Origin of the sequence: Nocardia sp. NPDC059228 (assembly GCF_042754245.1) — a bacterium.
Classification (GTDB): domain Bacteria; phylum Actinomycetota; class Actinomycetes; order Mycobacteriales; family Mycobacteriaceae; genus Nocardia.
The window spans coordinates 155965-179624 of the sequence record NZ_JBHZAL010000002.1 but is presented as its reverse complement, the minus strand read 5'-3'; the positions used below and the strand labels follow the sequence as shown (position 1 = coordinate 179624).

The following is a 23660-nucleotide window of genomic DNA, read 5'->3' as shown; positions in this document are numbered from 1 at the left end:
AATCTGATTCGCGGGTATAAGCTGCGGTTATGCGGTGGCGGGGGTGGGGTCGTCGCCGGTGCGCGGGGCAGGGGCAGGTGAGGTGCCGGGCAGGCGGGTATGTTCGGATTTGTCGCGCAGCACGACGCGGCCGTAGTCGGCGCGGCCCTGTTTGAAGAACACGAACTCACCGGTGTCGAACCGGCTGACCCGAGCAGGGTCGACCAGCCACTTCTCGCCGACCGAGACTTGGCCTTCGTCGCCGTGGCGCTGGCCTTTGATCAGGTGCCGCGACGGCAGCATGACCGGGACGGATCCGGCGTGTTTGCACAGCTCACCCGCGTTTTCCATGTAGCCCAGCAGGACTCCGCCGGCGCAGGTCTTCAACAGCCGATTCAGCGACCATTCGTCGGAGGCCACCGATTCCGGGGATTGGCCGCAGAACACCATGGCGATCTTTTGGGAGCGGCCCCGCTCGGCGATGTCCTCGATCCCGATGGAACCGTGCTTGGTAGTCAGCGCAGACAGCTCGTCGATAAACAGAATCACGCTGCGCCGCAACGCTTTCGCAGTGCGCCCGGCACGCTGCATCAACAGTCGCAGAGTCATTGCGACCTGGGCGCGGGCGGCGTCCTTGTCCAGGGCGGGCACGGTCATGAACAGCACGTCGAGGTCGTCGAGGTCGACGCCGTCGTCGAAGACCACGCGCCCGTTGGCGTCTTTGAGGTCTTCGAACAGGTTGGTGCACTTGATCAATGCGTCATCGAGTTGCGGGACCTTCTCGGCCTGCATGGCATCGATCTGGCGCACCACATCCGGCGCGTAGTTCCATGCCTTCTTGAGGTTGTCCTCGACCAGCAGATCCAGGAACTCGATGTGGTTGCGGGGCTTGCCGGTCGGGTTGTCCACCACCAAGGCGGCGATGCGGGTTTGCATCGATTCGAAGTGCTGGCCTTCGGCAGTGGTGGCCTCACTGGTCGCGGCCAGCAGTGCCGCGACCATGGCGCGCAGATCCCGTGCCGGGGTCTTGTCCCACGCGTCGAGGGTGTCCATCCCGGGTACCCCCACCAACGCGATGCGTTTCGGGTCTACGCCCCGGGCGATCATGGTCTTGCGGATGCTGAGCCCGAGGTCGTGGTCGTCGACCCCGCCCTTGCAGGAGATCATCGCCAGCAGCGGACGCGAGTGCTTGCCCGCCATGCCCGGCACGCCGGCCCATTTCTGCCAGGCCCGCCACTCGTAGTCGAACAGCGCTTCGGAATACTGCTCGTAGAGAGTGGTTTTACCGCTGCCGGTGGTGCCGAACAGGGCCTGCTGCTTCTTGGCATCGACATAGGGGACCGCCAGCCACGGTTCGTGCCGCTTGGTCAGCGACCGCCACACTCCGGGAGATTTGTAGCTGACGGTCTCGACGAGGGTGCCCAGCACGATGTCGTGGCCACGGTGCAGGGGCGCACCGAGTTTCGCCGCCCGCGCCGCCGCCTGATGCCGGCGGGTGGTGAGGGAGTCCTGGACGCGTTTGGTGCGCCGCAGCGACTTCAACCCGACGGTCTCGGTCTTGACCAGGAAATGCGCCCACCACAGCGACGCGGCGACCATCGTCGCGGGCAGCCCGAGGATCAGCATCATCGACAGTCCGCCCAGCTGCCCGGCGGCGAGGTGGTGCGCGCCGTCCCACAGCAGGCTCAAAGGGGTCGACCACGACCCTCCCGCCAGCGCCGAGGTCAGTGGCAATGCCCATGCGGCGGCGGCGAAATTGCGTAGCCGGTGCGGCTCCAGCGGCCGGACCGCGGCCACAGCCACGATCAGCACCAGCATCGCCGCCAGCGCCGCCCCGCACACCAGCGCGGTCTCGGCGGCCTGTCCGGCATGCGCCAGGTTCGGGCCCGACCAGTGGGTGACCGGGTCAGTGACCGCGTGCACGACGGGCGGGGTGCCCGGCGGAGCCTCCGGGGTCATCGGAGCAAAAAGGTTCGCCGTGGGCGTCGAGTCGGCAGCCAGCGGTGTGGCGGTGGTGGTCGGGCCGCAGTCGGTGGGGGTGATCAGGGGTACACAGTCGTTGGTCATGACGTTTCCTAGGAGGTTTGAAAGGTGTTGCTGGACTGGCGTTTTGCCTCGCGCTTACGCTTTTCTTTGCGCTTGGCTTCGCGCAGCGCGTTGCGGGCGTCGAGGAAGGACTTCCATTGCTTGTCGAAGTCCTGGATGTGCAGTGCCAGCGGCGAGTCCGCGAATTCGGCTTCGGATTCCAGCCGGTTGGCGGCGGCCTCCACGTTTTTCAGCACGGCCTCGCTGCGGCACAGGTAGAGCAGGCCGACCATCGAGTACGGGTGCGCGTCCTGGGCGGCGCGGATCGCACCCCGCAATGCGGTGTCCATCGACACGCGGTCCTTGACCGACAGCTCGACCTCCAGGGCCCACCAGCCGTAGGTGCCGCGTACCACGCCCAGAAACCGGCCGTCGTGGATGTGGGGGCGTCCCGGGATCGGCTCGCGCCCGGTGGAGAACTCCAACATCATTGCGGTGCGGCGTTTCTCGGCCGTGACCCGCGCGGAGCGGTTGGCGTCGTGTCGCAGGGTGCGTTCGGAGATGAATGCGCGGCGGTCGCTGCCGACGAGCATGATCCGCGCCTGTGCGACAGCCCGGTAGTGCTCGGCGTACATCAGCGGCGGGCTCCACTCGCCAGGCTTCCACCCCAGATACCGCTGCTCGACCTGCGGCGGTGCGTACACCCACGCCCGGCCGCGCTGAACCTTCGTCAGCTCGCAGAGCATGCCTTTGGTGATCAGCTCCCGGACCAGTGCATACGCGGTGGACTCCAGCACGTTGAGGTACTCGGCGAGCACGTCGACCTGCATGCCGCGCATATGCGTGACGCCAGCGAGTACCTCGTCCTGGCGGGCGGTCAAGGTGCCGCGCCGCCGCGCCGGCAACACCCGCCCCAGCGACCCGACCGGTATCCCGATTTCGGCGGCGATCTCCTTGGTGCGGAAACCCTGCGCCCGCAAGGCTTCCGCCTCACCGAGCACGGTTTCGATCTGCCGCAACGAAACCCCGAGCAGTTTGTTGATCTTGTGGTAGGTGAGCCCGGCGGCGCGGAGCCCGTCGATGATCGCGACGCGGTGGCGGCGGTCCAGCGCGGCGTAACGGTCGGCATTGACCTGGCTCATCGGCGGCGCCTCCTCTCTGGTGTGGAGGTGGTGGTGCGGCAGGCCGTGGCATCGGTGCGTTCTGCGTTGTGGGTGTGGCGGGCGCGGTCGCGGGCGACCTGGCGGGGGTTGATTCCGAGTCGGTCGGCGATCTCGTCCTCGGTCAGCCCGCGGGCGGTCAGCGCGGTGACCTGTTCGCGCCGTTCTTCCCACGCCGATCCGGGTGTCCAGCGGGCCCGGACCGGGCGGGCGTTCGGGTCGTCGAGGGCGTGTTCGTCCCACTCCATCGGTAGCGGCCAGCCGCGCCGCTCCCCCAACGCCCGCGACTGCGCCGACGGGCCCGGCGTCATCTGCAACCGGTCGAACAAGGCTTTGACCGCGCGCTCACGCTCCGCCGAAATCTCCTGGGCGACACGACCGTCGCTGTCGGCGCGGTGGCCCATCAGCGAATGAATCGTGCGATTGGTGCGGGTCACGCCTAGCTCCCGAGCCAGCTGCGTCGCCGGATAGCCCGATGCCACCAAGGCTTGAAAGCGTCGGCGGGCACCCAGGATCGGCACCAGCGCGGTGTCGGTGGTCACCTCGGCGGCCCGATCGGGTACTGGCACCGCGAGTACTGCGGCCTCCACCCAAGCGGCGATCTTCTTGTCCGGGCCGGTGGCCATGATTCGGGACAGGGAGGGCTGGCCGACGCCGGTCAGCTTGGCCAGCTGGTTCTGGTTCACCCCGGACGCGGCCATCGCCTCGACGTGTGCGCGCACCGCGTCCGCCGGCACCCGAGGATTCCAACGCCCGTACGCGATCTGACGCCGCCGGTACTCGGCATAGTGGGTCGCGCACAGCCCGCGGCCCTTGGCCCGGTCGGTTCCGCATGCGCAGCTCACCGTGATCGCCTCCGATCACGTTCGGCAGACGGACGGCGGGCTTGGCGGCGGGCCGCCAGATCGGCGCGGGCCTTGGCGATCAGCTCCCGCATATCGGTGGCTTCGATCCCGCGGTCCTCGCATGCGTTCGCGGACCGCACCCAGCGGGCGATCTTCAGCGATTCCAGTTGCGCGTCAGAACATTCGCGCTTGGGCACCGCCTCGGCTTCGTCGTACAGGTACGCCTGCAACTTGTGACCGCGACGGCTCATGCCGCCCAGCACCTGCGCTTGGGCTTCGCCACCCGGGCGCCGCTTGTCCTGTGCCAGTTGACTTTCGGTCTGCAAATGCGCCGGCGCCATCCGCCACGGGTAGGTGGGAATCCCGTAACGCTTGCCTTCGGGGTCGTGGAATCGGGCGTTCATCGCGACCGCCGCCGATCACGCTTGGCCGACTTCTCAGAGGCACGGCGGGCCGCCAGATCAGTCCGGGCCTTCACGATCAGCTCGCGCATCTCGGGGTCGCCTGCGTGGATAGGTTCGCGCTCGGCGCGGGATTTGGCGACGAACTTGCTGCCCCATCGCACCTCGCCGTACGCGTCGGCGGCGGCGAGGTACTCCGCCAGGGCAGGCTTGTGGAACCTTCGCCAGTGATCGCGTTTGGCGGCCTCGGCCGTGCAGTCTCGATCGCCCTTTTGCCGCGCGGTGTCGCTGGCGGCGCGGAAGATGTCGGAAAGGACATCGGTCACCGTGCTGAGACGGTCCCGCTCGGCGCGCAGGGCCGTCAGTTCCGCCGATTCTCTTCGCGGCGTGGTCATTTCGGCTCCGGGAAGTTCTCGGCGGTGAATCCGCCTTTGGGACGCTGCAATTTCGTCACCGCGCGCCCGCGGCGCCACAGATTCCAGGCGGCGACGATCAGCCCGATCTGGTCGCGGTCACTGACCCGGATCCGGGTGGTGCGGATCGTGTCCAGGCGCTCCCGCAGCGCCAAGATCGGGGAATCAGCTCCCAGACCGGCACCGCTGTCCCACAGCCGCACGAACTCCGCAGCGGCGTCCGGGTCGATCTCGGTGAGCCGGACCGCGACCGCGCACGCCACCGCAGGCCGCGCCTTCAACCGGCGGGCTACCCCGGTGAACCGGTCGGCGATCGACACCAATTCCGGGTACGCGTTGGCGAATTCGACGACCTTCGTGGTGGATTGGCTGCTCCCCCGGCTGGACTCGCCGAAAAGGTTGCCCTCCATCCAGATCATGTAGACGCGCAGCGCGGCGGCGACCACCGTGATGTTGTGGCCGGCGATCCCGGTGAGGGTGAGCTGATCGGCGGGGGTGCGTTTCGCGCCCTGATCCATGGTGACCTGGGTGTCGGGCGAGAGCCCCCGCACGATCAGCATCGGGAAACTCATCCCCGTGGTGCGGGCGATCGCCTGCAGCCGGTGCTGACCGTCGAGGAGTTCCCCGTCGGGACCGAACTTGATCGCTTCACCGTTCAAACGCCAACGGCCCGAGATCATGTCGTCGTAGTACTCCTGCACGCGCGCCTGGCGGATCGGCCGGTTGTTCGGGTTGCGTTCGAGCCAGCCCCGCGCCTGCGCGGAATCGACCGCCTCGATCTGGGTGCTCACCGTGGACTGCGGGTGTCGGGCTGGTCGGGGTCGACGAGATGCATGGCTCATCCCTCCTCGGGACGGTCGGAAAGATCAGGAAGACGGTCGATGACCGCCTGCAGGGCGTCCCGCACGCGCAGCAGGTCGCTGCGGAACCGATGCGAGAGCTGCTCGGCGTGCCGGTCGAAGCGGGCATCGGCCGCCAATTTCGCCAGCGTGTTGGCCTTCGTCAGCAGCTCCCCACGAGCGGAGTCGAACGACTCGGTGATGGGACGCCGCTTCTGTCGCGGCACAGGCTGCTCAGCGGTCGCGGGGACTTCTTGGGCCGTGGATGCCTCGGAATCTGGTTCGCGGTCACCGGCTTTCGGCTGATAGGACTTGCCGTCCAAACCGATCACCGTGTCAGGTGTTCGGTTTTGAACACCTGCCGCTGCGCTGTGAACGGTGCCGACGCTCATGCCGGTCACGGCGGCGATCGCTCGTGTGCTCATGCCGGTCTCGCGCAGTGAGGCGACGATCTCTGACCGCTCTTCGCGCGGGATCCGCAGCTGCGCTCCGTCGAATTCGGCCGCGCAGTATGCATCCCAGCTGCCGTGCCCGAGTACCTCCCACACCCGGCCCAGGTACGCCTGCCTGACCAGCTCCCACACCTGCGCGACTTGCGCCCGAATGGTGTCGGTCAGCTCCCGGGCCGCCTCGGCGGTCAGCACCGGATCCGGCTGCGGCACAGCCACTGTGAGATCAGTGCTCATCGCGACCGTCTCCGATCACAGGCACCCCGACCGGCGGTGGTGACATCCAGCGCCGTGATCCACTGCCGCACACCGGTCTGCGTGACACTCCCGCGATCCGCTGCCGTTGCGGTGGCCTGCCGGGGATGCTCGGCGCGGTGCTGGCCATACCGATCCAGCACCGCCGCCGGCGTCAACCGCTCGTGCGGTGCCGACAACGAATGCAGCTGCTCGCGGTCCAGGGCATCGTCCAACGCGGTCGACAGCTCCGCGACGCGGGCGTCACGCTCGGCGAGGGTGCGGCGCAGGCGTTTGTTCTCGGCCTCCAGCACCGCCTTCTGCCCGAATAGTGCAGTCCAGTTCATTGCGGCACCCCCATTGGGGTCGGCGCGACCGCGGTGGCGTGCACGCAGTCGATTCGCGAAACCTCTTCCGCGCGGCACACATTCGGCGAGATCGCCCGCGTGCCGCCCTGGGCGAGCATCAGCCCGAACACCACGCCGACCCCGAACACCACGGCCACCACAGCAAACATCAGCCGCAACCGCAGCGACACCCCGTAGGCATGCGGGTCGATCAGCATGGCGGGGTCGTACTCGCGCCCCGACATCGCCGGCATCCCCGAGTGATGGCGCGCGAAATCCATGGGATTCATCGCCGCCACCCCCGCCGCGACGACCGCACGAACCAGCGCAACCCGAACACGATCACGCCCACGCCGATCAGCAGACTCGCCACGAACTGCGGCGCTACTAGCAACCCGACGCCCAGGACGAGCAGACCGAACATGAGGAGGTCCAGGCGGGCCATCACAACCACCCCCGAGTGGGCCCGGAGGTCTCGCCCGCGCCGGAATCATCGGCGTCGTAGTTGTCGCCCAGATATGCGCAGATGTCCCGCTGATGCCGCTCGCAGCCCTCGGCATGACCGGACTCGTTGTCGACCGGATGCCCGTCGTATGGGCCCCGATCGGTCACACGCTGCCCGCACGAGACGCACGTCCAGGTGGTGTAGTTGTCCGCACGCCAGCGGTAGCGGTCCGGAGGCGCGACGCGCTCGAATGCTTCGATGGCGGGGTCGTCGACCTCGTCCGGGTCGATCGTCATTGCAGTCGCGATCTCTGCCCAGGAACTGCCCTGACCGCGAGGCTTGTCGGCGTAGTCGATCATCAATGCGCAAGCGATGCCGGAGAGACGCTCGGCAACCTCGATCGCCTGCAGATAATCGGTCGGCACGTCATGGTCGCCGTAGTTGTGACCCGTGAACTGCGAGATCAACGGCTTCCGCGTGATCGCAACATCGTCATGCTCGTCACGCAGCTGCGCCAACACGAGCCGCTCCAGACGGCTACGAATATCCGAGCTGTCCATCACGCGGCCCCTTCGGGCGAGTCAGGGAGGACAGGACGGGCCAGCGCAAGTACCTCGTCACGATTAACACGCCAGAGGCGGTCGTTCACTCGAAAGCCCTGCAGCACACCAGCTTTGATCCAGTTCCTGATTGTCTTCGAGTCCACTTCGACAAGCTCAGCGGCCGTCTTGAGGCTGATGAGGTTCCTCGCTCGGCGGGGATCGAAGGGCGGTCGGTCGGTGGTATCCAACGGGCTCACTCCTTGGTGGAAAAGAGCGGAAATGCCTGCCATCTCCGCGTGATCGGCGTCATAAGCGCCTATAGAGATGGTCCGACCGGGGAATGTCCGAAAATAGGCCGAGAAGTAGGACATAGATAGGCCATTCCATGTCCCATTGAGTAGAGGGTGACCTCTTAGCGGACTAGACTGTCCTCATGACAACCCCAGGAAACGCTGCACTCCGCGCGGCGCGTCAGGCTCTCGGGTACCGCTCGCAGGCCGCGCTTGCCGAAGCGGTGAACGACGCTGCGCGCGCGATTGGCCTGCGCGTATCCGTTAACGCTCGAACAGTGCGACGTTGGGAATCTGCTGACCCGCCCTGGCCGCACACAGAGCATGCGGCAGCGCTCGAAGCGCTGTTCAAACGGCCAGTGACCGAACTGGGCTTTACCCCGCCGTGGGAAGAGGATAGCGGGCCCTCCACTCGTACAGCCAAGCACTTCTCGACGGAAAACCGGCTTGGTCAGCGCATCATCGGAGCGTCGACAACGCCCCTACCTACCTCGGTCGCAACGGATTTCATGAACATCACGGTGTCCTTGCGACACCTGTACTGGCTGATCCCGGCTACCCGCTTGCATCGGTCAGTGGCAGATCACGCGCAGCTTGGAATCGAGTTGCTCGGGCAAGTGCCAGAACCAGCCAAGCCGGTTCTTGCTCGCGCCGTTGCGGAGTCGAGCCTGCTCGCCGGCCGACTAGAGTTTTTCGACCTTCAACAGCCCGAACTGTCGCAGCCCAGCATGGTTGTGGCCCTTCAGGCTGCACATGAAGCGGACGATGCACTTCTCGGCGCGGCAACCCTCGCACACATGGCCTTCGCGCCAGCCTTCTCCGGAGACTCGAACCGCGCCGAGGAAGCGCGAGATCGAATGCGGGCTGCGCGAGCGTTCGCCCGGCGCGGCAACGCCAGCCCTGAGATGGTGGCATGGCTCGACGCAGTAGAGGCGGAAGTCGAAACGCGCTTTGGCGACACCCGACGCGCACTGAGCCTGATTCAGCACGCAGAGGACAGCTACCGCGAGTACGACCCCGACACGAATCCTTCTCCAGCCTGGATGGATTGGTTCTCACCGACCCGACTTGCCGGGTTCAAGGGGAACACCTTGCTCGTCGCCGGCCGTGGTCGCGAGGCGCGAGAAACACTCGAGCAGGTACTGGTTGAACTTCCCGAGGACGCAGTGAAGCAGCGCGCGGTGTATCTCGCGGACGTCGCCGCAGCAGCAGTGCTAGAGAACAATCCGGAACAGGCGTGCTCGTACCTGGAAGACGCCATGGACCACCTTGGCCGCACCTGGTATGCCACCGCAATGGATCGGATCAAAGCGGTGCGACAGACACTGCGGAAGTGGGATTCGCTGCCAGCTGTACGGAACCTTGACGATCGGCTCTACAACTGGCACACGACGGTCAATTCACTGGTTGGCTAACCGAATCATTCTCAGCTGCAACGATATCCGGAAGCTCAGTGAGGTCGCGGATCCTGTAATCAGACAGGTCCGCGACCTCTTGCTTGTTCCGAAGTATCCACCCCCAGGGACCACGCTGCAGATAGGCAGTGCGCATGCCAACACGCTTAGCAGGTGCCACGTCGTTGTCGATCCGGTCACCGACATAGACGATCTCATCGGCACCGCAGGGCGCGACCTCAACAACCCTCTCGAAGAACTCGACCGACGGCTTCTCCACGCCCCAGTCGTCCGAGGTCGCAATGAAGTCCGTGGGTAGGTTCAGACTCCGCAGGATTCGCCCTGATCGCACAGTCTGGTTTCCAACGATGCCGACCCAAACACCCATTTCCCGAAGCTTCGTCAGTGCTGGGCGCACGTCGGAGTAGAGATCCTCTTCCCCGTAGGACTCGGGCTGCCCCGCGTCAGCGCGAGCTTGACGTTCCTTGGTGAGATCAAATCCGGGCTGAAACACTTGGAAAGCTTCGCGATAGTCCTGCCCTGATGCGATGACAGCACCGAACACTGCGGCGAAGGTATGTCGTGGAACTCCTAGCCAGTCGGCCCAAGTGCCATACTCGCGGGTCTCATCGACCAGCGTCTCACCAACATCGAACACGACAGCCGAAATCATGGCCCTAACCGTACCGGCCCGATCATCGAGGCCCCATGTTGGTTACTTTGGCCAGCCTCTTCATGAGCGCAATCTATCCGTCGCAGAGCTATCGATCGGATCCGTCCCACTCGCACGGGCTAGCCCTGTGCGATGCGGAATCCTCTGCCAGTTGTCAGGAGACTCCGCATCGCCTGTAGCTCACACTGCATGCAGCCGGTACCGGCCGGAGGGGCTCGTGTGACTGGTGTCACTGGTGACTTCGGTGTCCTGGGCGGTGCGCAGCTCGACACCGAAGGTCAGTGCATGGACGTCGCTTACGGGCAGATCCAGCTCACTGGCGATTGTGCGGGCATTGACCTTCGAATCTGGTCGGTTGAGCACCTGCGGAAACACCCGTGACATCTCATAGTTCGGCATTCCACCCGGCTCCGAGGATCGGAAACCTCGTGTGGACAGCTCGATGCAGATCTGGCGGTAGTTCCAATCGCTGAGCCAACCAGCCTTCTGCGCCGCCATGGCGAGTGCCATTGCCGATACCTTGAACTGGCTACGTACATCCAGGATGTCAGCGACCAACGGATTCGACGGCAGATACTCGATGATGCTCGCAGCCGGTACCAAGAATTCCGACGCGAACGCGTCGGCTTCCCTTTCCAAGGCGGCGGTTTCGCATGGTTCGCTGTCGTGCAAGACGAGGTGCCCGATCTCGTGAGCCAGGTCGAACCGGATCCGTTCTGGAGATTTACGGCGGGCCAGGAAGACGTACGGTGTCCCCGACCGCCACATCGAGTAGGCGTCGACGGCATCGGCGAACGGCGGCAAACTGTAGACCCGGACTCCGCGAGATTCGCACAGTTGCACCAGATTCGGCAGAGCCTTCGTGCCCAAACCCCAGACACCGCGCAGTAGTTGCGCGGCGATCTGAGGGCTGTTGCCCGCCAGCGAAGGTAGACCCACCTCGGGCAACACGAACCGTTGGGATATCCAGCCATCGATCTCCACACCCGAGATCCCAGCCGCGACCGCGGCATCGCGTTCACGAGCGCTGGCGCGGCGTGCTGCACGGAAACGAACCTCGCTGGAGTCGAATATCGGTGCTTCGGGGCGCTCGAAATAGCTGGCAGGAAAACCCAACACGCCTGACAGTGCGTTGGCGAGACCCCGCGGTGCCTCGCCTGCTTCGTAGCGGGCAACCGTGCGGGGGATGACCGACAGTTGCCGCGCCAGTTCGGCTTTCGTCATCCCCCTACGCATCCGCGCGATCTGGATACGATCCGGATCCAGATACGCCTCAGACGACCTCGACGACCTGGAAGTCGACGTCTTGTCCCCCGATGTCGCGCGGCCTCGCGCTACCACTGTCCGGCCTCCAATCATCGAGGATCACTCGCACGATCCAACTTGTGAACTGACCATCCTTGAACCCACGTGGCAGTGATACTTCCACACGCACAGCGTCGTCGTCTCGGTAGTACACGATGAACCAATTCCCGCGTGGCGGACGTTTACGCAGGTCACTGTCGTGATCGCTGATTCCTCCCTGAAGTGCCCGCAGCGCCTCGACCGTGATCAGCGGTACAGCGCCGTTCTTCACCGCCTCTTCGGTGGCTTTTCCCCGCTTACGCGCGGCAGAAGGCCCCCTGGGATGGTCGATAATGCCGGTGATCTCGTTACCTCCAACGACCGACAGCGTGAACGTGCCGTCCTTGCGCTGCGAGATCGGCCGGTTCTTCGGATCATCGGGAACCCACAACTGTGTTGCGCTCAGACGCTCACGCACAGTGCCAACCACGTAGATCCATCGGGTGAGACCAGCGGCCGTGACCGGGTAATGGCGACCGGTCATGTTGCCAGCCCAGACATCACCAGCAGCAACGGCGTCGATGATGTCGGAGACCTGGATCCCCATCTGGGCGAGGTAGGCGGGGGCGTCCGGAGGCTCGATGACGATCGGGGACTGAAACGGAATTGGCTGGCTCATACTGCGTGCACCTCCGCGCCTCAATTTTCTGTTCAAAACCGGTCAATGACCAGGTGGAAGGCACGTTAGCACCCGAAACCACCTGCACGGCAATCGAACTCACGAAGCTGGCACGCACGGTCACACCGGGGCTACCGGATGTCCGTTCTTCGGGGACCGCGACCATCAGGGGTCATTCGGGTGGATGACTGCGAAGCGTGTCATCGACAGAAAGAACCCTGCTGCACAGTCGATTTGGGCTGCTTGGACCGTTGAACGTCTACTTGAACTCGCATACAACTTCACGGGCATCGGGAACGCCCTAGATGATGAGATCTCGATCTTCATGGGCTTGAAGCCATCGCACACTGAACTCCAAGCAACCACGCCCGAGGGCGGCGCCCCCGACACGCCATCCGGAGATACCCTGTAGCCCGCCTCACCAGACTCTGGACATCGCCCACACCCGAAGTTGGTGTCGCAGGTTCGAATCCTGCCGAGGGCACTCCTTGACCTGCACATTTGCACACAGGTCGCACTTCAATGCCAGATACGTGCCAGTTCCACGTGTTCGACGGCCGCAGAAGTGGACATTTGGGCACAGGTCGGAGCAAGGTCCGTGCCAATGGCGGACATTCGCGTGTCCGCAGCAACGCCCAGCCCTCGCCCGACGTCAAACCAACCATGAACGACGAACGAAACCAGCGCCTTCGGCGTGCGGGACTCGACCCGACCGCCCCCTGAACCGGTGGCGATTCCATCAGATCCGAATCATGATCATCACCACCATGCCGAGCGGACTTCGGTGCGGACAGCGATGGCCGGCATCACCCGGCCGGCATCGATAGCGCCGCAATGCCTTCCGGCGCGTTCAATACCGGTCGGCCAGATCCTCGTCGTCGACCACGCGCACGGCCTCGTCGAGCCGACGCAGCCGCGCGACCACGATCTCGGCCGCCGCACCGGTCCGATAAACGCCGTCGCACACCGCGACGACACCGCCGAGCATCGACAGGGCGAGCAGCGCGAGCACCTCGTCGACCTCGTCCAGGCCCGGCGCTGGGTCGACCGCCGGCCGGACCGCGCGCAGCACGTCGCGCCCGTCGAACATCTCCGCCGGCTCGACCTCGGCGAGGACGTCGAGGACCGCGGCGAGCAGGTGGTCAGATGCCATCGCTGGCACCGTCGCGCCCGTCGAACGCCAACGGGCTACAACCAGGGCCGAGTTCCAGCTGATACACATGGGCACCGCAGCGGCCGCAGGTGTGGGCGAGATGACCGCGGGAGCATCCCGCGAGGCGGCACGCGGTCCATCCGAGAGTCGACCGGCTCGCCGCAAGGACGTGGCGTTCTGGGCCCGGGCAGAAGATCGGCGTCGGGAGCACCCACCCGCGCGGAGTCCGGATCAGGTGGTCGTTGTCGATGGCGTGGCCGTCCGGGTGCAGATACCAGACACGACGCCGGTTATTCGAACCCATGTGCGAATGATAGCCGAGCGGTCGCTTATGATCTGCGCGTGTCGGGCGATCAGAAAATGTGCCAGATCTGCGGCGAGCGCCCGGTCGGCGAGGGCTACCTGTCGATGATGTGCCCGCAGTGCCGGGCGCGGATCGAGGAGCAGAACCGCACCCGGCCGTACCCGTTGCTGCCCCCGCCGGACGACATCATCTAGCGCCCCGGCGCGGCGCCTTGGCCGGTTCGGTCAGCGCGACATACAGCTTGACCGTGCGTTACGCCGCTGCCGCTCTCCGACACCGCCGACGAACACCTGTTGGGACCCCTCGCAGGGCCGATGGTGACCCACGACTGGTACCCCGTCACCGGATTCCCGACCTTCGGGTTGCGACCCCTCGCAGGGACGATGGTGACACGACGACGCGACCGCGGCCGCGCTGAAAACACTCGTGTTGCGACCCCTCGCAGGGGCGATGGTGACCCCGAGCGCGCAGTGCCCGCGCAAAGCTGCCGCCTTGTTGCGACCCCTCGCAGGGGCGATGGTGACTCTGGCGGCGTGGTGGCAGATGACCGACCCGTACGAGTTGCGACCCCTCGCAGGGGCGATGGTGACGCCTCCGCCCACGCCGACGCTCTCACCTGCTTCGTGTTGCGACCCCTCGCAGGGGCGATGGTGACCGGTGCGTGGACGGTGTGCAGCTTCGGGTGCGTCACCAAGTTGCGACCCCTCGCAGGGGCGATGGTGACATCGCGGATTCGCTGGCCGACGCGCACGCCAAGATGTTGCGACCCCTCGCAGGGGCGATGGTGACTCCCCGCCCATGCTGACGTAGGTGGACCATGACTGATGTTGCGACCCCTCGCAGGGGCGATGGTGACCCCAAGGTAAAACACCTGTTCATACAGCCGCAGGGGCTATTGATTCGGGTCGATTTCTCAGTGAACCGCCGATCTTGCGCGAACACTCGGCGTGTCGCTGAAATCTGACGAGGATCACGATCGACAACGGCGAGAGGCGGGCATACCGTCCTCTACGAGTTCAGGTTGATGGGTCACAGGATATCGCTCGGCGCGGGCTCGACAGCGCCCCACTCCAGCCGCCGAGGCTGCCCACCGGGCGGGAACGTGTACACCAGAACGTTGTCGTACGACAGGTCCAGGGCGGACTCGACGGCTGATTGGAACCTGCGGAGCTGGGCATCGCACAGTTGGCCTTCGAACACGCTGCACATGATGCAGGTATTGCCGGCCATATCTTGGCTGTCTAAGAGCACACCGAAATGGTCACCGCCTTTGGCCCGACCGTTTCGTGGCGGCCAGCACTGCGCGGGCGTCTCTGCGTCGCGCCGCGGTGGGGTGGAACACCGCGACAAGACCCGCGCACAAGCGGGTGGGCCCGTCCCTGTGGACCCACCAGATCGCGCCTGCACCGGGACCCGCGCTAACGATGGTGGTGAACAAGCTGGTCATGAGTCCACCCGCAGGACTATCAGGGGCGCCGAACTCGTTGCCGGACATGTCCCGACGTGGTCAGCCATGCACTTCGGCGTCATCGCTGTGATGTTGAAGAACGGCAACGAACACCTGCCGGAGCGCATCACCATATCCACGCAGGTACATGCTGGAACGCCTGAATGAAAACCGGTCGAACCCAATGGGATCGGCAAGTTGACCGAGATCCTCGGCGAGCAGGGAAAGCCACTCGGGTCCCGCTGCGCTCGGCGATGTCTGCTCGCAGACCGCGGAATGAGCTGCGCGCGTCACCGGCCGGATCCACGCAGCAATGTCGAAACGATGGGTGTCGAGCTCGTCGAAAACCTCCCATGGCAGATCTGCGGCACGGTTCAACGCCGCTGCGAATCCGTCCTCATATTCCTGTTGAGCCATGGGCATCAACCGGTTTCTTGCCTGCTCGATGAGTCGTGGCGTATCGGTCGGCACCCGAGCGTAAGTCGCACTGGACGACTCTCCGAAATGGCGGCGGAGGGCTTCCTGGATCACCTGGGATGTCGACTCGCCTGTGCCAGCGGTTTTCAGCAGCTCAGCGAGATCATCGGGCAGGTAGATCGACATCCGTGGCATGTGAGTATTTTAGCTCATACATGTGGACTCACATGTTATGTGGGAGTCCAATGCTTCGATGTACTGTGACACCCGCCTGAACCGATTCCAACAGTCCAGACCCCGGAATTTTGAATGGTCTTCTGCTGGAGAGATTTGCAGGTCAGGTACTCGGCACAGCCTATCGACCTTGGGTGGATTCTGGCCGTGACCTGGCTTCTCGGGCTCGGCCACCGCGCGGGAGTTGGGCGGGCGTGCGGGATCCACCACCAGATGGTCCCTGTAGAGCTGGAACCCGAGCGAACCTCAGGTGCGCTGCACTTTGGCCAGTTCCTCGTCCAACCGTGGATGCGCAGTCAGTGCGACCCCTTTCGCAGGGGCGATGGTGACCATCGGGCTGTGGACCAACAACGGCGCGACCTTCCTGTTGCGACCCCTCGCAGGGACGATGGAGACGACCTGCTCGCGAATTTCCTGCGGTCGATCGCGGGCATGTTGCAACCCCTCCCTCGTAGGGGCGATTGTGACACGCGGGTGTCCTCACGTTCCGGCGCGGTCGACTGGACGTTGCGACCCCTCGCAGGGGCGATGGTGACCTACGCCCACGGTGCGAAAAACGCGCTCCAGGTCGTGTTGCGACCCCTCGCAGGGGCGATAGTGACACCCAGTCCCGCGCTGACCAGAAGGTCCAGGGCTACCTGTTGCGACCCCTCGCAGGGGCGATGGTGACTGCGGCGGTGATCCAGGACGCCACCCAGCTGACCGCGTTGCGACCCCTCGCAAGGGCGATGGTGACGCGGCCCAAGCCTGCCAGCAGGCCGCGAACATGTGACCCCGAAATCGACACGCGGCCAATCTGTTTCGACATGTTGTGACCCCTGCAGGGGTGATGGCGATGGCGGCCGCCGCGGGAACAAGCTGCTGCTGTATTTGTTGCGACCCCTCGCAGGGGCGATAGTGACGGCATCGGAAGGCCGGCGCGTGCTGCTGGTCGATACGTTGCGGCCCCTCGCAGGGGCGATGGTGTCAGCACCACCCTGGGCAGCGCGTTCACCTCGATTGCGTTGCGACCCCTCGCAGGGACGATGGTGACGTCAGCGCCGAGGTGACGCCCTGCTGAAGATCCGGTGACGTTGCGACCCCTCGCAGGGGCGATGGTGACTCTTTCGGCGACCTATGACGCGCTCCCCGTACTGCTGTTGCGAACCCTCACAGGGGCGATGGTGACGCAAGAAGGTCACCCCCGATCCCGGGCCCAGCCCTGTTGTTGCGACCCCTCGCAGGGGCGATGGTGACCTGTGGGCGGTCACCTTCTGGTCGGTCGTCATGAAGTTGCGACCCCTCGCAGGGGCAATGGTGACCGCGCGGGCGGCTGCCGGTGCAGTTGCTGATCGTGCTGTTGCGACCCCTCGCAGGGGCGATGGGTAACCGGTGAGCGCCCGACCATCTAGGGCTGATCGGGTCATCTGTGAGGCCATCTCCTGTTGTGTCAGGCGGTATCGCGCAGGCTGGACAGGACCCGGATGGCGTCGGAGAGCGGGATCATACGCTCGGGTTGTTCGGCGGCGAGGCCCATTTCGATGTACTGGCGGATCAGCATGCTCGCGGTGATGCAGTGTTCGGCGGCGGTCTCCCGGACGCGGTCCCGCAGTTCGGCGGGGAGTTTCAGGGAGGTGGTGACCATGCCGGTTTCGATCTCGTCGGCGGTCGGGGGTAGCGGCGGCGCGGCGGTGTCGTCGAAGGTCAGACCGCCCAGGAACGCGGTGGCGTCCTCGGGGGTGCGCGGGTAGCCCTGGTCTTCGTGGTCGCTCATTGGTTGGCCTCCCATGCGTTGTACTCGGTGAGCTGGTGTTCTCCCATCGGCACGGCCATCAGGATTTCCCAGCGTGTGGAGGCCGAGGGCAGCTGTCGCAGGACGACGATCAACGCGTGGTCATCGTCGCTGCGGCCCCACACGGTCAGCACCGGTAGACCTTGGTTGGTCCGGGCTGGCCGTGGCCACCGGTGAGCCGAGTACAGGACTTCCATCACCTCCCAGGTCCGGACCTGGAAATGCTGGAGGAACTGTTTGGCTGTCGGTGACCACTCGTACTCCACACCACCACCATAATACCTCGGTATTATCGCTGGTGGCGGTTACCGGTCCTGCTGATCGCTGCGGCCCGTGTCGCGCCGGAACCCTGGGCGGCGTCGAGGACGAGCGCGACCGCCCGCTCCGGTGCGGCAGCGGGGAGCGGTTCCCCCGCCGCGTCGGCGATCTGCCGGCCGCCGATGGTGACGACGACACCGTAGCGGCCAAGACGGCTGGAACCGCGTTGCGACCCTGACGGGCGATGGTGACCGCCCGGCAAATGGATGCTGCCGAACTTCTCGTTCGGGTTGCGCCCCTCGCAGGGCGGTGGCGACCATCCTTTCGCGTGAGCGGCAGCTGGTCGACATCTTGTTGCGACCCCTCGCACAGGGGCGATGGTGACTTCGCGGCAGCTGCGCGCGATCTGGCAGGCCTGGCTGTTGCGACCCCTCGCAGGGGCGATGGTGACGACGGAATGTACTGGCGCGCATTTCGAGACACCGCGTTGTGACCCCTCGCAGGGGCGATGTGGTGACGCGCCGGGCCGGTACACCACCCAAGGCACACTGGGCAGGTTGCGACCCCTCGCAGGGGCAATGGTGACCTGTCGGCATACACGACCCTGACCGCTACGTCTGGTCGTTGCGACCCCTCGCAGGGACGATGGTGACGCCCGACCGACATCGAGCCCTGGACCTTCGACTGGTCGTTGCGACCCCTCGCAGGGGCGATGGTGACATCCGAGGGCGTCGCGGTCGGCGACGATGACCACACGTTGCGACCCCTCGCAGGGGCGATGGCGACACGCCCCATTCGGCGGTGTCGCCGGTCGAGATCATCAGGTTGCGACCCCCGTGCAGGGGCGATAGTGGCACCGGCCACGATATCGGTGTTCGGAAAACGATGACTCCTACATCTGGGATGGGTGGGTCAGCCCCTGGCACAGCCATGCAGGCTCGCCCTCGATGAAGTCCCAAAAGGTCTGCGAGTAACAGTCATCACCGCGGGCATTGTCGACGAGATGCCCAAGGGTCACAGCCCATGCCCAGGGTGTGTCCTTGTAGAGGGTTCGATCGTTTTCGGTCCACACAACGCGCGGTGCTTCGACTTCGATGCCATGGCTTCGGTTCCAGATGCGGCCGTGATGCGCACAGACGTTCCGCAGCACTGACATCGCGCGGAAGGTCTTTCGCGCGATTTTGTGGCTGATCCCGAAGCGGGTCGCGAGCGGCTTGAATACGCCGTCTGCATCCTTGATCAGCCCATACATCTTTGAGCTAGTACCGAGGGACAGAGCTTCCACCGCAGCCCACACTGGGATTGCCTCTCCCCGAGCGCGATGGTGCTGGACGAACCGTTCCGTGGAGCGTTTCAGCTCGCTGTCGATGCTTTGGAGAAGCTTGTCTCTTGCACCGTTTCTGTCCTCGTAGATGTCGTCGTCCAGGTAGGAGTCCGGCCCGGTCGACTGCGCGATGAGGTAGGCGAGCTGCGATCGAAACACGATCTCGAAATCGGCGAGGCCTGACTGAAGCCGCTCGGTGAGTCGCCGATCGAATGAGTAGGCCGCCTGGATCTTCTGGAATGTAGCGCCAGCGGTGAACTGGTTTTGCCCGGTGGGTGGGTTCACCTGGAAGTATCGGAAGTAGCCACTCAGCCTGTAGTAGTTGTGATCCTTGAGGAACCGAACCGCTTCGGCACTCTCGGTGGCTGTGAGCGCGAGGCCGTTGTCGCGCAATCTTTGAACCTGGTCCTCGATGCTCAGGAAGGGCTTCACCCTGAGTGAGGGTAGTAAAAAGCCCGCCGAAGTGAGGAAGCTTGCGCTCTAGCCTTGGCGGGCATCGTTGGCATGAGTGTAGCAGTTCTGCACGACGGAATGCGCGGGGCCGCAGCGAGCGGAGCTTACAAGTCAGGGTTCGGGTCGGACCAGAGTCCGTTTCCGTGTGCTCGTGGCGACCCGCTAAGGGGCCGGAACCACTTGTTGCGGTACTCGTCCGTGGAGCTGATGTCCGCTTGTATCTGGTTGACGCCGGGGCGTGGTACGCCGTGGCGGCGGTGCCGTTGTCAAGCAACACCGTGGTGATAACACGGGCATCACCAAGGGGCAGAACTCCTACAAGTTGCACCCCCTCGCAGGGGCGATGGTGACTCCCTGAACGACTCCGAGAGGAGGTCTGACCATGGCGTTGCGACCCCTCGCAGGGCGTGGCGACAGGATGGCGAGGACACGCACATCACCGCGAACGAAACGTTGCGGCCCCTCGCAGGGGACGATGGTGACGCCCAGATCGCAAGGGCGTCCCGATGCGAAAGATCATGTTGCGACCCTCGCAGGAGCGATGGTGACCGTCTGATCCTGCAGAAGATCGGCAAGATCCCGTACCAGTTGCGACCCCTCGCAGGGGGTGATGGTGAGTTCCAGGCATCGCGGCTGATGCCGTGCATGCTCAGGTTACGACCCCTCGCAAGGCGAGGGTGACGACCCCGCTGGTCAAATCGGCGCGCCCACAAGCGACCCTCGCAGGGGCCGATGGCGACCCGGAAGCGGTGGATCGCGCACTGCCTGGCGCTCTAGTTGCGGCCCCTTGTAGGGGCGATGATGACCACATTCGCGCGTACTCGTCCGCACCGATCATCGCGTTGCGACCCCTCGCAGGGGCGATGGTGACGCCGTCACCAACATGGTCGGCGAGAACACCTTCTAGTTGCGACCCCTCGCAGGGGCCGATGGCGACCCGGAAACGGTGGATCGCGCACTGCCTGGCGCTCTAGTTGCGGCCCCTTGTAGGGGCGATGATGACGCACCAAGTTGGCCACCGCGATCAACTCGACCCCGGTATTGCGACCCCTCGCAGGTGGGATGGTGCCGGGTCGCGGCCGAGGGCGCGGTCTACGACATGTGGGAGTTGCGACCCCTCGTAGGGGCGATGGTGACTGGCGCGGTACTCGATGCTGCTGACGGTCACCTGCCGGTTGCGACCCCTCGCAGGGGCGATGGTGACCGGCTGATCGTCCTCCAGCGCGGCCAGCTCGACAGGTTGCGGCCCCTCGCAGGGGCGATGGTGACCACGGGCGGCACTCTGGCAGCGGCGACCTATTACTAGTTGCGACCCCTCGCAAGGGCGATGGTGACGATTCAGGGTTTGCGGGCGTGTCAGGACGCCCACCACCGCGGGTTGCGACCCCTCGCAGGACAATAGTGACCGTCTGACCCTGCAGAAGATCGGCAAGATCCCGTACAAGTTGCGACCCCTCGCAGGGGCGATGGAGCCTCGAGCTGCTCGCGATCCAGTTCCAGATCGGCACCGCGCTGCGACCCCTCGCAGGAGAGATGGTGACAGGGACGATGGTGACCTTGCGGGCATCATGCTCTACCTGCTCGCCATGGAGTTGAGACCCCTCGCAGGGACGATGGCGACCTGGCCTCGAACCTGGTCCGCGACCAGCAGCCGTTGCACGCCAATGCTTCTCAGAATCGGGTCGAGCTCGGTGTATGCGAAGAAGTTCGGCCGGTTTTTTCCAGCACGAGATCGCCGGGCTGCGGCGCAACCGCCGCCATCAGTTCACTACTCCAGCGCTGCTCCTCCGGGTTGCGACCCCGCGCAGGGCGATGGTGACGCACAGAGATCGTCGGCTGCCGCGAGGCCGGCTGCATGTTGCGACCCCTCGCAGGGGCGACGATCACAACACCCACCCAGCCCGATAGATCTGCTGCGCCGGTCCGCGCACCCCCTGCAGGCCGAGCACTGGGTCGTAATCCCCGTCGATGACACGCACGTTGAGGGCTTTTTCGTACTGTGTCAGAGATCCGGCCCAGTGTGGCATGGGGATGAGATAGCGGTCGGCGAGTAGCCGGCCGGCGGCGGAGTCTGTGCCGGTTTCCTTGAGTGCTCGCTCGTAGTCGTCGCGGTCGGTGCTGAGGATCGCTTCGGTGCCGTCGAACAGTTCATCGAATCGTTCGGCGAGTTTGGAGCGGTCGTCGAATGGTTGGGCGAAGGTGAGGAATCCGTCTTCGAACAGTTTGCGGTGGCTGTCGACGGTGGCTCGCCAGTGGCTGCCCCATGGGCTGCTGTACACCTGGTCCAACCACGTGGTGGTGGCCTTTTCGTCGATGATCTGTCCGTTGTGGCGTGTGAGGATGTCCCATGCCAGGCGGGTCGGAGCTTCCTCGTAGACGCCGTCGGCCCACAGTTCGCCGCCACCGCGTCGCGGGGTGTAGGTGGGTTCGTGCACGATGGTGGGCACGGGTGGGAGCGCACCGACCCGGTTGGTTCGGCCGAATCGCTGCAGCAGCGCTTCCAGGTCTGCGGCGGAGGTGTGGCAGCGATCCAGGTCGATGTTGAGTGAGACCTCGAGGACTTGGGTGCCGATCAGCAGTCCGGGCCGACGGGGGTTGCCGACAGCGAATCGGCGCAGGATCGCGGCCTCGATCTTGTTGCGGTCCTCGCGTTTGAATCGCGAGTGCAGCAGAAACGCCGAGTCGTCACCGTGCAGGTCGATGCAGGCGGGTCCGAGCTTTTCATACAGGTAGACAGCATCTTTGACGTTGTTGGCGACGACCAGCACCGATTCTCGCGCCTCGAGTGCGGCGCTGATTTCGGCGATCGACTCATCGGCGGTGAGGTGAGCGGTGCGGGTGTGCAGGTGGTGGCGGGCAGGGGCGGTGGCGTCGGCGGGCGGTTCGACCAGTGAGGCCGGCTGCTGCAGGGTCGCTTCGACCAATTCGACCAGGGCTGTCGGCATAGTTGCCGACAGGACCGCGATGCGGCCGCCGGTCCGTTCCCACAAGCGCATCATCGCCAGGATCATGCCGAGGCGACGCGCGTCGAAGGCATGCAGCTCGTCGAGAATGAACACCGAATTGGCGCTGTCGACCAGGACGCCGGAATGTGCCGGGCCGGCGAGGGCGCCACGCAGCAGCTGGTAGGGGGTCCCGACACGCAGCAGTTCCCGAAAGTTCCTGGTTGCTTGGGTGCGAGAGTGCGCCTTGCGCGCAGCATCGGCACGGATACCGGCTGCATCGCCGGCGCAGCCGTCCTCAAGGGCGCGGGCCAGATGGTAGGAGGCGGCTTTGGAGTGGGCGACTCCGATCCCGTCGCTGGTGTCGAGTTCGTCGCCCAGACGGCTGGTCATCGCGTTGATACTGGCCAGATAGGGCAGCAAGTAGAAGACGCGCGGGTTTCCCGCGGTCAGTGTGGCCAGGTCGGTGACCTGGGTCCGCGCCCACAGCAACGACGCCTCGGTCTTGCCGCTGGCGGTCCATGACCGCAGCAGCATGTGGCCGCGGGTGTCGGCTGCTCGGGTCTGTTGGGGGCGCAGGGTGTGCCCGGCGTTGGCGAGGCGCCGGGTCAGTCGGGTGCGGTAGTCGGCGGTGAGGGGTTGGTACTGCTGGAGTTGGCGGTGTCCTGAGGAGAGATGGTCGGCCATGGTCACTGCACCCAGCAGCAGTACGGCGGTCAGTCCGCGGTGGCGGTCGTCGGAGATCAGCGTCCATTCCCAGCGATCCATCAATTGGTCGAACAGGGTGTGGGCGTGGGAGACGACAGCGTCGGGGGTGATGGGGTGATCGTGCGATTGGGTGGGAAGCCCGGACGCGGTGGCGGTGTGGTGCAGCCACACGCAGAGCCGGTTGACGGCATCGGTGTCGGCGGGCAGGAAGTTGGTGGTGAACTCTGCGGGGCTGTCGCCGCCGTAGAGGGTGAGCAGCGACCCCTTGCCGCCAGTGAAGGGGCGGTGGTGGCCGGCGACGGCGCCGGCGATCCAGAGGCGGTCCTCGGCGGGGAGGTTGTCCAGGAGCAGGGACACGAACCCGAGGGAGAGGACTTCGTGGCGTTGTCCCCAATTCTTGGGCGGTTCAACGCTGTTGCCGACCATGCGTTGGAAGCCGTCGGCTACTTTGCCGGCGTCGTGTAGCAACGCAGCGAGCGCGGCCCAGACCCAGAACCCGCCGGGCATCGGGAGTATTCGGCCCACTCGATCCTGGATCTGCCGCAGCGAGTTCAGCGTTGCCTGCAGATGGTGGGTGAGGAGTTCTCCGCGCTGGGCGGGGTGGCCGGGTCGGGGGGTCGGACTCTTCGCCCACAGGTCATGCATGAAGT

Annotated in this window: 24 protein-coding genes and 2 CRISPR repeat arrays; of the genes, 2 read left to right on the top strand and 22 right to left on the bottom strand. The window is 65.2% G+C overall.

Features of this window, described 5'->3' with window-relative positions:
* Window positions 1-27: 27 nt before the first annotated feature.
* The 12 genes from ACFXKA_RS04675 to ACFXKA_RS04620 are packed head-to-tail and all read right to left on the bottom strand — an operon-like array spanning window position 28 to window position 7927.
* Complete coding sequence (locus ACFXKA_RS04675) at window positions 28-2046, bottom strand: hypothetical protein (protein WP_379426083.1); 2019 nt, start codon at window positions 2044-2046, stop codon at window positions 28-30.
* Between the two features lie 8 nt (window positions 2047-2054).
* Window positions 2055-3146: a hypothetical protein gene (locus tag ACFXKA_RS04670; RefSeq protein WP_379426082.1), complete on the bottom strand. Its 1092-nt coding sequence runs from the start codon at window positions 3144-3146 to the stop codon at window positions 2055-2057.
* Complete coding sequence (locus ACFXKA_RS04665; protein WP_379426081.1) at window positions 3143-4009, bottom strand: hypothetical protein; 867 nt, start codon at window positions 4007-4009, stop codon at window positions 3143-3145. The genes ACFXKA_RS04670 and ACFXKA_RS04665 overlap by 4 nt, the downstream gene beginning before the upstream one ends.
* Window positions 4006-4413, bottom strand: a complete 408-nt coding sequence (locus ACFXKA_RS04660; protein ID WP_379426079.1) for a hypothetical protein — start codon at window positions 4411-4413, stop codon at window positions 4006-4008. Before ACFXKA_RS04660 ends, ACFXKA_RS04665 begins: the two co-directional genes overlap by 4 nt.
* On the bottom strand, window positions 4410-4805 hold the full coding sequence (locus ACFXKA_RS04655) for a hypothetical protein (protein ID WP_379426078.1): 396 nt from the start codon (window positions 4803-4805) through the stop codon (window positions 4410-4412). The genes ACFXKA_RS04660 and ACFXKA_RS04655 overlap by 4 nt, the downstream gene beginning before the upstream one ends.
* Window positions 4802-5614, bottom strand: coding sequence for a hypothetical protein (locus ACFXKA_RS04650; RefSeq protein ID WP_379426077.1), 813 nt, complete (start codon window positions 5612-5614; stop codon window positions 4802-4804). Before ACFXKA_RS04650 ends, ACFXKA_RS04655 begins: the two co-directional genes overlap by 4 nt.
* Before the next feature lie 47 nt (window positions 5615-5661).
* Entirely contained in the window at window positions 5662-6348 is a 687-nt protein-coding gene (locus ACFXKA_RS04645; RefSeq protein ID WP_379426076.1) for a hypothetical protein, read from the bottom strand.
* A complete protein-coding gene (locus ACFXKA_RS04640) occupies window positions 6345-6692 on the bottom strand; it encodes a hypothetical protein (RefSeq protein WP_379426075.1) in 348 nt (115 codons plus the stop codon). Before ACFXKA_RS04640 ends, ACFXKA_RS04645 begins: the two co-directional genes overlap by 4 nt.
* A complete protein-coding gene (locus ACFXKA_RS04635) occupies window positions 6689-6982 on the bottom strand; it encodes a hypothetical protein (protein WP_379426074.1) in 294 nt (97 codons plus the stop codon). Before ACFXKA_RS04635 ends, ACFXKA_RS04640 begins: the two co-directional genes overlap by 4 nt.
* Window positions 6979-7137 (bottom strand): hypothetical protein, encoded by a 159-nt coding sequence (locus ACFXKA_RS04630; protein WP_379426073.1) that lies wholly within the window; start codon window positions 7135-7137, stop codon window positions 6979-6981. The genes ACFXKA_RS04635 and ACFXKA_RS04630 overlap by 4 nt, the downstream gene beginning before the upstream one ends.
* Window positions 7137-7697, bottom strand: a complete 561-nt coding sequence (locus tag ACFXKA_RS04625) for a hypothetical protein (RefSeq protein WP_379426072.1) — start codon at window positions 7695-7697, stop codon at window positions 7137-7139. Before ACFXKA_RS04625 ends, ACFXKA_RS04630 begins: the two co-directional genes overlap by 1 nt.
* Window positions 7697-7927: a helix-turn-helix domain-containing protein gene (locus ACFXKA_RS04620; RefSeq protein WP_379426071.1), complete on the bottom strand. Its 231-nt coding sequence runs from the start codon at window positions 7925-7927 to the stop codon at window positions 7697-7699. The genes ACFXKA_RS04625 and ACFXKA_RS04620 overlap by 1 nt, the downstream gene beginning before the upstream one ends.
* A gap of 185 nt (window positions 7928-8112) precedes the next feature.
* Here ACFXKA_RS04620 and ACFXKA_RS04615 point away from each other — a divergent pair, with 185 nt between their 5' ends.
* A complete protein-coding gene (locus ACFXKA_RS04615; RefSeq protein WP_379426070.1) occupies window positions 8113-9384 on the top strand; it encodes an XRE family transcriptional regulator in 1272 nt (423 codons plus the stop codon).
* On the opposite strand, the gene ACFXKA_RS04610 is transcribed toward ACFXKA_RS04615, so the two are convergent.
* The 4 genes from ACFXKA_RS04610 to ACFXKA_RS04595 form a co-directional block, all read right to left on the bottom strand.
* On the bottom strand, window positions 9365-10036 hold the full coding sequence (locus ACFXKA_RS04610) for an HAD family hydrolase (protein ID WP_379426069.1): 672 nt from the start codon (window positions 10034-10036) through the stop codon (window positions 9365-9367). The genes ACFXKA_RS04615 and ACFXKA_RS04610 overlap by 20 nt on opposite strands.
* Window positions 10037-10216: 180 nt before the next feature.
* Window positions 10217-11260, bottom strand: a complete 1044-nt coding sequence (locus tag ACFXKA_RS04605) for an ImmA/IrrE family metallo-endopeptidase (RefSeq protein WP_379426068.1) — start codon at window positions 11258-11260, stop codon at window positions 10217-10219.
* A gap of 49 nt (window positions 11261-11309) precedes the next feature.
* Window positions 11310-11999, bottom strand: coding sequence for a hypothetical protein (locus ACFXKA_RS04600; protein WP_379426066.1), 690 nt, complete (start codon window positions 11997-11999; stop codon window positions 11310-11312).
* 850 nt (window positions 12000-12849) lie between these two features.
* Window positions 12850-13152: a hypothetical protein gene (locus ACFXKA_RS04595; protein WP_379426065.1), complete on the bottom strand. Its 303-nt coding sequence runs from the start codon at window positions 13150-13152 to the stop codon at window positions 12850-12852.
* A gap of 342 nt (window positions 13153-13494) precedes the next feature.
* Here ACFXKA_RS04595 and ACFXKA_RS04590 point away from each other — a divergent pair, with 342 nt between their 5' ends.
* A complete protein-coding gene (locus ACFXKA_RS04590) occupies window positions 13495-13650 on the top strand; it encodes a hypothetical protein (RefSeq protein ID WP_379426064.1) in 156 nt (51 codons plus the stop codon).
* A 98-nt stretch (window positions 13651-13748) separates the two neighbouring features.
* Window positions 13749-14312: a CRISPR direct-repeat array (repeat unit 30 nt; unit sequence GTTGCGACCCCTCGCAGGGGCGATGGTGAC).
* 173 nt (window positions 14313-14485) lie between these two features.
* Here the strand turns inward: ACFXKA_RS04590 and ACFXKA_RS04585 are convergent.
* From ACFXKA_RS04585 to cas3, 6 genes are all read right to left on the bottom strand, one after another.
* Window positions 14486-14656 (bottom strand): hypothetical protein, encoded by a 171-nt coding sequence (locus ACFXKA_RS04585; RefSeq protein WP_379426062.1) that lies wholly within the window; start codon window positions 14654-14656, stop codon window positions 14486-14488.
* Between the two features lie 307 nt (window positions 14657-14963).
* Complete coding sequence (locus tag ACFXKA_RS04580; protein WP_379426061.1) at window positions 14964-15506, bottom strand: CopG family transcriptional regulator; 543 nt, start codon at window positions 15504-15506, stop codon at window positions 14964-14966.
* Between the two features lie 856 nt (window positions 15507-16362).
* A CRISPR array of direct repeats spans window positions 16363-16913; the repeat unit is 21 nt; unit sequence GTTGCGACCCCTCGCAGGGGC.
* Between the two features lie 70 nt (window positions 16914-16983).
* A complete protein-coding gene (locus tag ACFXKA_RS04575; protein ID WP_379426060.1) occupies window positions 16984-17307 on the bottom strand; it encodes a hypothetical protein in 324 nt (107 codons plus the stop codon).
* Window positions 17304-17459, bottom strand: a complete 156-nt coding sequence (locus ACFXKA_RS04570) for a hypothetical protein (RefSeq protein WP_379426059.1) — start codon at window positions 17457-17459, stop codon at window positions 17304-17306. Before ACFXKA_RS04570 ends, ACFXKA_RS04575 begins: the two co-directional genes overlap by 4 nt.
* A gap of 1016 nt (window positions 17460-18475) precedes the next feature.
* Entirely contained in the window at window positions 18476-19339 is an 864-nt protein-coding gene (locus ACFXKA_RS04565; protein WP_379426058.1) for an Abi family protein, read from the bottom strand.
* 1904 nt (window positions 19340-21243) lie between these two features.
* On the bottom strand, window positions 21244-23655 hold the full coding sequence (gene cas3 / locus ACFXKA_RS04560) for a CRISPR-associated helicase Cas3' (RefSeq protein WP_379426057.1): 2412 nt from the start codon (window positions 23653-23655) through the stop codon (window positions 21244-21246).
* Window positions 23656-23660 lie beyond the last annotated feature (5 nt).